Consider the following 8,811-nt stretch of genomic DNA (forward strand, 5'->3'; position numbering starts at 1 on the left):
GGCGCACAAGATTTATGGAGAACGGAAAGAGGAAGCATGTAAAAACAAGAAAAATTGGATTAGAAACAACAATTAAACTAAGTGGTGTTATTATTGGTTTGCTAATTGGTGTTTTACTTGGAATTGTTGTAGTTACAGTGGTTAAAGAACATTTGCTAGATACAAGTAAGAATGAAACAAAGGCACTTGCAGAGATTGCGGCAGCTCGTGTTGATGGAGATTTGCATGACTCCATTCAAGAGGGAGAAGAAGATTCTGAGGCATATAATGAGGTTTTAAGTTCTCTTAAAGATATATTTTTAAATCCGAATGCAAAATATATCTATACAATGAAAAGGGTAGGCGATGAGTTAACATTTGTAGTTGATGCTGACACCGTGGAAGAAAGAGCCATGATTGGTGAATCTTACGAATGGTGTGATGAGATGGAAGAGTGTTTAACGGGAAAGGTAACCGTAGATGCTGAAGTTACAAGTGACCAGTGGGGCTCGTATTATTCTGCATATGCACCAATCTATAATAGCGCAGGTGATGTTGTAGGGTTAGTAGGAGTTGATTGTGAGAATTCAACGATTCAAGAGCAAGTATCTAGTTTAATTAAAGCCATTATTATAGCGATAGGAGCATGTCTTCTTGTTATTATTATATGGGGAATCTGGCTAGGAAGAAAGTTAGGAAAGAATTTATCCTATGTGAATGAAAATGTATTAGATGTATCTGAGGATAGTGGAGACCTTACAAAGAAAATTAGGATTACTACGGGAGATGAGCTAGAAACAATTGCTGATAATATTAATGTATTCCTAGAGAAAGTTAGGGTATTAGTAGGACAAGTTAAGAATTCTTCAAGCAGTATACAAAAGGCAACAAAAGCGGTTGACCGAGAGATGAATGTTACAATTAGTGAAGTACAGGAGTTATCGGATACAATGAATGATTTGAGTGCGTCTATGGAAGAGACAAGTGCATCTCTAGAAGAGATACAAGTATCCTCAGAATCGATATTGGATTTTATTCGTGCTGTAGCAGATGAGTCGCAGGAAAGCACGAAAGCAGCAAAGATATTACAAGGCGAAGCAAAAGGAAGTAAGAAGCAGTCCTTGGAAGTAAGAGATGCTGTGCAAGAGAAGGTTAAGAGCATAAGTGAACATCTTGAACTTAGAATTCAGGATTCTAAGAAAGTAGAGAGTATAGAAGCGCTTACAAACTCCATATTAGAAATTACGAAAAAGACGAATATGTTGGCACTGAATGCGAATATTGAAGCTGCTAGAGCTGGTGAACATGGAAGAGGGTTTGCGGTGGTAGCAAGTGAAATAGGAGAATTGGCAGCAGATTCTGCAAAGGCAGCAAATCAAATCCAAATGATCAGTGCGAATGTAATTACTGCTGTGAATGAACTAGCGGAAGGTACAAGAGAGTTGCTACTATATCTTAACACGGATATTCAGGATGGATTTAATAGTGTAGTAGAGACAGGAGAATCTGTTTATTCGCAGATGAAAGAAATTATACAAAGCCTTAAAACATTTGACCAGAGTGCAATGAAAGCGTCAGATGTAGTAATGGAAATTAAGGAAGCGATTACTAGTGTAGCTACTGTTGCAGAGCAAGCCTCATGTGGGATTGCAAATATGGCAAAAGTTTCTCATAGTATAAAAGAGGCAACAAACATAATTGGTGCTATGACAGACGATAGTAGAGAAGCAGCAAATCTATTAGAGGAATCCGTTAAGAGATATAAAGTATAGAAAATGATAATGGTTGAAAAAAAAGAAGACGCATACGATATGCATCTTCTTTTTTTGTTAATGAGAGGGGGGGAGTATTTCAAATGTATGAAAATCTCTTGCAAGTATTATTATACTAGTCAGTTATGACGGGAGTGTGTACAAACCATAAAAAGAAAATGAAATAAGAAAAATTCGTGGAACAATCATAAAGCAAACATAAAAAAGATATTAAGGAAAAATAAACAGCTAAAAAAATGTGTTTTGGGGAACTTGGACTTCCATTTTTGCATATAGTATTATGAGACTTTTCGCAAGGAGAGGTTATGAAACATAAAATATATAAATTGCTCTTACTACTTCTCATTATAGTACTAATACCATATGGTATTACCTATTTGCTATCGGGTAAACGTTCCAATTCGAATAGAACTCAAAGTAATTCAATTCGTATTAGTGTAGAAGAGAATGGAGTGGATAAAGAATATTCTCTCGATACCTATATTATGATGGCAATGGCGGCAGATATACCTGTTAATTATGAAATGGAAACATTAAAGGCACAGGCAACAATTCTTCGCACTTATGTTTATGTTATAGCGGAAAAGAAGAGCGGTAATGTGCTTACGGCAGAAGATATTGGCTTGCAATATAAATCAATGGAAGCGGCTAAAGCCAGTTGGGGGGAGGAGAATGCCCAAAGTTATGAGAAGAAGCTAGCAAAAGCCATTGAAGATACGAATAATATGGTGATTACATATAACAATAGTTTGATTATTCCTCTTTTTCATCCCGTTAGTGTAGGGATGACGAGAAGTTCGAAACATGCAATAGGTGAAGATATTGTCTACTTGAGTGCGGTTGAAAGCAAGGGGGATGTGCAGAGTAATGATTACATGAAGATTAGTAGCATTCCTAAAGAGACAGTGATAGAAAAATTGAAAGAGAGTTATCCGGAGTGCAATATAGAAAAGGATAGCATCTTAGATGATATTGTAATTGATCGGCGAGACGAAGACGGATACATAAAATCAATTCAATTAGGAGAGGAAAATATAAGTGGAGATGTATTTGCCAGTTTGTTTGAATTAAATAGTACGAATTTTTATATTGAAACATACGAAGATTCCCTTCGATTTATATGTAAGGGAAAAGGTCACGGTCTTGGACTTAGTCAATATGGAGCGAATTTAATGGCGTTACAAGGGTATAAATACAATGAAATTTTAGAGTATTATTTTACGAAAACGCAAGTAAAAGAATATATAGAATAAAATGAGAAACGTAATGTATAAAACTTTCATTTTTGGTGAGAATATTGCTAGAGGTGATGAATGTGAAGAAAAAGAATGTTCCAGACTTTCTAAAAGCCAAAGGCTTTTATATATCTTTACTTACTGGTATATGTGCACTTTGCGTTATCTGCATTGTGTATGTAAGTATGCTTACTAGTAACAATAAAGATAACGTGGTAGACTTGAATGAAACAAACACACAAACAGAAGATATGGTTAAAGATATCCAAAACACAGAAGTTGCGGATACGAATTTAATTAATGAACAGAATGTAGCAGGTATTGATGTGGATATCCCTTCTGACTTAACAGGAGATGCAGAGGTACAAGATGCAGAAGAAGTAAAAGAAACCGCTTCGAATGAAGTTGTGACAGAACCACAAGAAGATGAAACACAAGCCGTTGCAACAAGTGGTAAAGCTACGAATTTAGCATTTGATGAGGAAGAAGGATTACTTTGGCCAGTTGATGGTAATGTTATTATGAATTATAGTATGAGCAGCGTAATATATTTTCAAACACTAGATCAATTTAAGTGTAATCCAGCGATTATTATCCAAGCGAAAGTTGGAGAAGATGTACTTAATGCTGCAAAAGGAATTGTATCTGAGATTTCTTATAACGAAGAGACAGGAAATACGGTTACAATATCAATTGGAGATGGATATGAAGTAATTTACGGACAGTTGGATGAAAAACTTAATGTTGAAGAAGGTCAAACGATTGAAGAAGGAACTATAATTGGAACAGTTGCAAAGCCTACGAAATACTATGTAAAAGAGGGAACAAACCTATTCTTTGAAGTATTACGAGATGAAGAAACTGTTAATCCAATGCTGTTACTTCGTTAAATGAAAATCAAAAAGGGAAAGACTATGATAGGAAATAAAATCGTATCATAGTCTTTTTCTTTTTGAATTTTATTTATAGTTTGGATTCAAAACGTTTCAAAAAATAAGGATAAGCAGTGGTAATCCATAGTACGAGTATAAAATAGCGAAGCATATCGGCAGGAATAGAATCTCCTAGAATTGCTTTTAGGCCGACTTTTAACAAAACCGTTATTCCAATACCAATTAGAAATTTGATAACTTGTCTTGAAGGATATGTTGTTTGTTCAGAAAAGCGAATATAACAGGATTCTATATACCAACCAATAGAAAAACCGATACCTGAAGCAGCAGCTTTACAACAATCAGCAGCATATTTGGCATCAATCACAGAATGTTGTAATAAGATAAGAGAATACGCAGCAATGGCAATGGAAATTACACTTAAAACAATTGCAGTTCTCTTATAGTTTTTATCAAGTAGTTCAAAGTGGGCAACAAGATAGTTTGTTACAAGTGAAAGTATTAAAGTAAGGCTGAATGACACAAGGACATCAAGTGGCGTATGCACACCAAGATACATACGTGAGAACATAACACAAAATATAATAAGAAAGCATAGCACTCGATTGCGTGTTCTTTTCGTATTCCATGCTAGTGTGCTATAAAGGGCGGTTGCACATTGCGTGTGCCCACTAGGAAAAGAGTAACCAGTAGCGGTAGTGACCGCTTTCTTTACGGCAATAAAGGAGGAGTCCCTTACCCATGGTCGCGGTATTCGAAATGTAATCTTTAACGTCTGAACAAGTAATCCCGAAGCAAAAAAGGAAAAGCAAATTCCATAAGCGAGACGCTTATTATAACACCAATAGAGAAAACAAATAATAGCAAGTACAATTACTTCTTCTCCAAAGAAAGTTAAAAGAATAGATAAGCGATCAAGAAGAGGGGTGCGAATCGATTCTAATAGTTTTAAAAATTCCATGTTAGTGCCTCCATAATTCTTTATTTATAAATGCAAAATATTTATCCTTAAATCTAATCACATATTATTGCAAATTGAGTATACTATTATTATAGCAAAGGAATCGGTTGAATAGAAGCTTCAATCTGAGGGTGCACAATTTCATATAGTGCGTTTGCACGATGTGTAATTGCTGAATTGATACATATTGACAACACGCAACCGATTTTTATTCACAATGGTTAGGATTGGTTATTATTCTAGCTTAAAAAGTTTTTCTTTGCTATCGTTAATATACATGATTAGTTGGTTGCTTTATATATATGTTTAGCCATCGCATAGAGGGATTATTCTTTATGCGATGGCTTTTGTGTTTGGTATAGGTATTAATACCCATAATGCCATTTGGGTTATTGCAAATGGAAAAAAGGTTTGTTATATTAAATAATAGATATGTAATTTTATATGTCTATTGTTACCATAATTAAATATAGGAGGGATTACAATTTATGAACAGTAAAGTAAAAAAAGTATTGTGTAGCTTAGTGTTTGCGCTTGCATTACTAGTAACAAGCGTTTTAGCACCAGTAAATGCTCAGGCCGCAATAATCTACGATGATTCAGATGTAGAAGTAACAGAATTAGCAACGCTAGTATTGACAACAGGTACAGAGGCGAACAGAGAGAAAGTTGCAACATATATGTTCCAGACTACAATGGAAAATGAAGTGATACCAATTAAGATTACAACAAAGGGATATATGGATTATGCGGTAGCAGCTAGTGTTAGTGCTTCAACAGATGTTGGTATTTATACGGATGAGACGTGTACCGTACAAGCAGGTAATATTGCTTATATATCTACGTCTTCAGATCAAATATCAGAAGGTGTTTATGGGAATTCTGGATATGCATATTTCTCAAAAGCAGGTACTTATTATGTGAAATGTAAAACACCAGGAACATACGGATTTACTTCTCAGATGTATAACGGTGCGAATCGTACATTGAAAGATAATACTTATACAACAGCGTATGGATATGACTATGATAAGTATAACTATGACAGTAGAGAAATCTATTACAAGTATGTACCAACGAAAACAGGTTATATTACTGTAAGTACAGAGCATTTTGAGGATTATGGTTCGAACAATATAACACTATGTAACAGTAGTAAAAAGGCAATATCAAATGAAGTATATACGTCTCCGACTTCTACTTATAGCAAGAAAGCAGTTTTTGCAGTGAAGAAGGGGACTACATATTACATTAAAGCAAGAACGTCATCAAAAGGATATCGTATTAAATGTAAAGTGACAGGAGTTACAGAAAGTAGTGGAGCAAAGAAAACTAGTGCGAAGACATTAACAATTGGAAAAGCGAAAAAAGGAGTTATACTTTCTGAAGATAAGACAACTACATCAGATTGGTACAAATTCACTTTGACGAAAGCAACAAAATTAAATCTTGTGGTAATGGGAAATTGTTCATCTGGTAACTTAAAAGTGGAATTAACAAGTGCTAGTATCGGTGGTTCAGTAAAATTTACTATTAGTAGCACGGATTATGAAGGTTCTAAATCACTTGAAACATATACATCAAAATCACTTCCAAAAGGAACATACTATATACGTGTTTACAAAGATGATAAGAAGGCTTCGGGTAACTATTCTATAAAGGTTTCTAAGTAATAGAAGATAATGTTGTAAGCTTGTATTGATGTCAAATATTTATATTGGATATAAGAAAGGCGGAACTGGATTAATGAAAATCTAGTTCTGCCTTTTGTTTAATTTGTTTTAAATTTTAGTAGTAACGGTAATATTGGTAAGTTCCATCATAAGAGTAAGTTGCATTACGCAAATCGGCTTTCTTGATTTTTAACTTTGATTTCTTAATTGTTACAGTAAAATCTTTTGACGAACCGTGAGCTACAGTCATACTTTTTGAGCCTACAGAATATGTACCAATTGTTTTTCCGGCATCTGTTTTAAATGTTATTTTTAAATCTTTAAGAGCAGTTACTTTATATCCTGAGTAATTAATAAATCTGCATTTTAAAACTAAATCACCATTTGATGCATAAGAAGCATTATATACTTGTAATCCACAACTTCCGTAATATAAGTTACTTGTTGTTTTTTTTGTTTCTTTGTATGTATTGGCTTTTACGGTTACCTTACATGTTAATTTTTGACCACTTGGAGTTTTGGCTGTAATAGTAGCAGTTCCCGCTTTTTTAGCAGTAACAACACCTTTACTACTTACAGAGGCAACACTTGCTTTACTTGATGACCAAGTAACCGTTCCACCTGCATTATCAACTTTTAATGTTTTAGTAAATCCAACAGATAACGTTGCAGTTTTGTTACTTATTGTTGCAATCGGTTTTTCTGAGTAGATATCAATTGCATATGCGACATCCTCATCAAATGTAAGTTTTATACTATAGTCACCTGCAGGGAAATCTGTGAAGTAGTAACCATCATAGTATGCGCTAATGTCGTCATACCAGTACCATTCGGAAGTATATAGATAAAAATCATCATATAAATTTCCTGAGCTAGTGTAGATGGATACATCACAATTTACTAAAGATGGAACATAGAAATCAAAGTATGTCTTTGCGTTTGTGTCAATTGTAAAGTCATAAATTATTTCTGTATTAGCTACTGCTGTGCCACCATCTTCTAAAGCAGTAACATATTCTTTGTCAGCAGCCTTACTAGTGCTTGTATTCGCAAATATAGGACTTAGACAAATCATAAATGCTAATACGAGTGATAAAAGTTTAGTACGTTTTGTTTTCATATAATAACCTCCATAAATGAAATAAAAATATAATATCCAGTATTTACTATATAATATACTACACATAAATTATGAAGACAAGTGAGACATTCGAACTAGTTTGTGTAGATTTTCCTTGTTTCTTTTAGTCGGATTATAGATAAATACTGTGTTTATATGGAAAAAGACAAACTTGCATATAAGTTTGTCTTTAATAAAATACATTTATGAAACTGGCAACTTGGCCACATAGAAGTACATGAGTATAAAGTGACAAAAGCTACCGCCAAGGCAAAATAGATGAAATATATCGTGCGAATTAAAGTTTTTGTGAAGACTATTAAATACAGGAAGTTTTAAGGCATAGATAACACCACCTACAGTATAGATAATTCCACCTGCTAATAGCCAACCAAAAGCGGGACCAGACAATCCAGCTAATAGTTGTGGAAAAGTGAAGATACACATCCAACCCATTGCAATATATATAACAGAAGATACCCAGCGTGGACAATACACCCAAAAAGCTTTTAAGCACATACCGCCAATCGCCATTGCCCAAATTACAATGAATAATATTCGGCCAGTTTGACCACCGAGAACAATTAAACAAATTGGTGTATACGTACTTGCGATAAGAACAGAAATGCTCATATGGTCAAATTTTTTTAATCTACGGTTGACTGCTTCTGTGGCATTGATGGAATGGTACAGGGAACTTGCTGTATATAGAAGCACTAAGCCGAAACTAAAGATAGCAAGTGATGCCGTGTGTAGGCCGTCAGTTGTTACAGCTAGATGTATTAATAGTGGAATCGATATAAGTAACGCAATTGCTGATCCAAAGATATGAGTAAGTGCGCTAGCAGGATCTTTTAAATGTAATTTATTCATAATAAAACGCCTCCATAATTTATGTTGAGTTTAATAATAACTTCATACATAGTATTGATAACTATGTGATGTAATATACATATTACACGAATGCAATTTAAAAATCAATAGGAAAAAGAAATTATGTATGCTATAATGGGTGAATGTTTAGGATTCGGGTGTCGAAAGGTTTATTTTCTTGTTTAAATGAATAATGGGAAATATTTATTCATTTAAACTTAGTTGATATACTTGTGTAATATACGTTTATGATGCAAAACTTTGTTATGTTTTCAAAGCGCATTCGTTAATGTTCTCTAAAACAA

At 34.1% G+C, this 8,811-nt stretch carries 7 protein-coding genes; 4 read left to right on the plus strand and 3 right to left on the minus strand.

Translation table 11 applies throughout. The features are described from left to right. Positions 1-14: 14 nt before the first annotated feature. The 3 genes from RMR19_RS05510 to RMR19_RS05520 all read left to right on the plus strand — a co-directional run bounded on the left by RMR19_RS05510 (position 15) and on the right by RMR19_RS05520 (position 3,876). Complete coding sequence (locus RMR19_RS05510) at positions 15-1,751, plus strand: methyl-accepting chemotaxis protein (RefSeq protein ID WP_310602501.1); 1,737 nt, start codon at positions 15-17, stop codon at positions 1,749-1,751. A 305-nt stretch (positions 1,752-2,056) separates the two neighbouring features. After that, positions 2,057-3,004 (plus strand): SpoIID/LytB domain-containing protein, encoded by a 948-nt coding sequence (locus RMR19_RS05515; protein ID WP_310602502.1) that lies wholly within the window; start codon positions 2,057-2,059, stop codon positions 3,002-3,004. 62 nt (positions 3,005-3,066) lie between these two features. Beyond that, positions 3,067-3,876: a M23 family metallopeptidase gene (locus RMR19_RS05520; protein ID WP_310602503.1), complete on the plus strand. Its 810-nt coding sequence runs from the start codon at positions 3,067-3,069 to the stop codon at positions 3,874-3,876. Positions 3,877-3,949: 73 nt separating this feature from the next. Here RMR19_RS05520 and RMR19_RS05525 read toward each other — a convergent pair whose 3' ends face one another. Beyond that, the gene (locus RMR19_RS05525; protein ID WP_310602504.1) at positions 3,950-4,840 is read right to left on the minus strand and encodes a phosphatase PAP2 family protein; all 891 of its coding nucleotides are present in this window, start codon (positions 4,838-4,840) and stop codon (positions 3,950-3,952) included. A 488-nt stretch (positions 4,841-5,328) separates the two neighbouring features. On the opposite strand from RMR19_RS05525, the gene RMR19_RS05530 reads away from it, so the two are divergent. After that, positions 5,329-6,513, plus strand: a complete 1,185-nt coding sequence (locus tag RMR19_RS05530; RefSeq protein ID WP_310602505.1) for a pre-peptidase C-terminal domain-containing protein — start codon at positions 5,329-5,331, stop codon at positions 6,511-6,513. Between the two features lie 115 nt (positions 6,514-6,628). Here the strand turns inward: RMR19_RS05530 and RMR19_RS05535 are convergent, their stop codons facing one another. Both RMR19_RS05535 and trhA read right to left on the minus strand, forming a co-directional pair. Continuing rightward, positions 6,629-7,633, minus strand: coding sequence for an Ig-like domain-containing protein (locus RMR19_RS05535; protein ID WP_310602506.1), 1,005 nt, complete (start codon positions 7,631-7,633; stop codon positions 6,629-6,631). A 204-nt stretch (positions 7,634-7,837) separates the two neighbouring features. Continuing rightward, the gene (gene trhA / locus RMR19_RS05540) at positions 7,838-8,506 is read right to left on the minus strand and encodes a PAQR family membrane homeostasis protein TrhA (RefSeq protein WP_310602507.1); all 669 of its coding nucleotides are present in this window, start codon (positions 8,504-8,506) and stop codon (positions 7,838-7,840) included. Positions 8,507-8,811: the final 305 nt, after the last annotated feature.

Origin of the sequence: Anaerosporobacter sp., assembly GCF_031551385.1 — a bacterium.
Classification (GTDB): Bacteria; Bacillota; Clostridia; order Lachnospirales; family Lachnospiraceae; genus Anaerosporobacter.

What these genes read in the sequence shown, in the direction of transcription:
- RMR19_RS05535 (WP_310602506.1), bottom strand. Translation starts at nt 7,633, where the DNA reads ATGAAAACAAAACGTACTAAACTTTTATCACTCGTATTAGCATTTATG.
- RMR19_RS05515 (WP_310602502.1), top strand. Translation starts at nt 2,057, where the DNA reads ATGAAACATAAAATATATAAATTGCTCTTACTACTTCTCATTATAGTA.
- RMR19_RS05525 (WP_310602504.1), bottom strand. Translation starts at nt 4,840, where the DNA reads ATGGAATTTTTAAAACTATTAGAATCGATTCGCACCCCTCTTCTTGAT.
- RMR19_RS05510 (WP_310602501.1), top strand. Translation starts at nt 15, where the DNA reads ATGGAGAACGGAAAGAGGAAGCATGTAAAAACAAGAAAAATTGGATTA.
- trhA (WP_310602507.1), bottom strand. Translation starts at nt 8,506, where the DNA reads ATGAATAAATTACATTTAAAAGATCCTGCTAGCGCACTTACTCATATC.
- RMR19_RS05530 (WP_310602505.1), top strand. Translation starts at nt 5,329, where the DNA reads ATGAACAGTAAAGTAAAAAAAGTATTGTGTAGCTTAGTGTTTGCGCTT.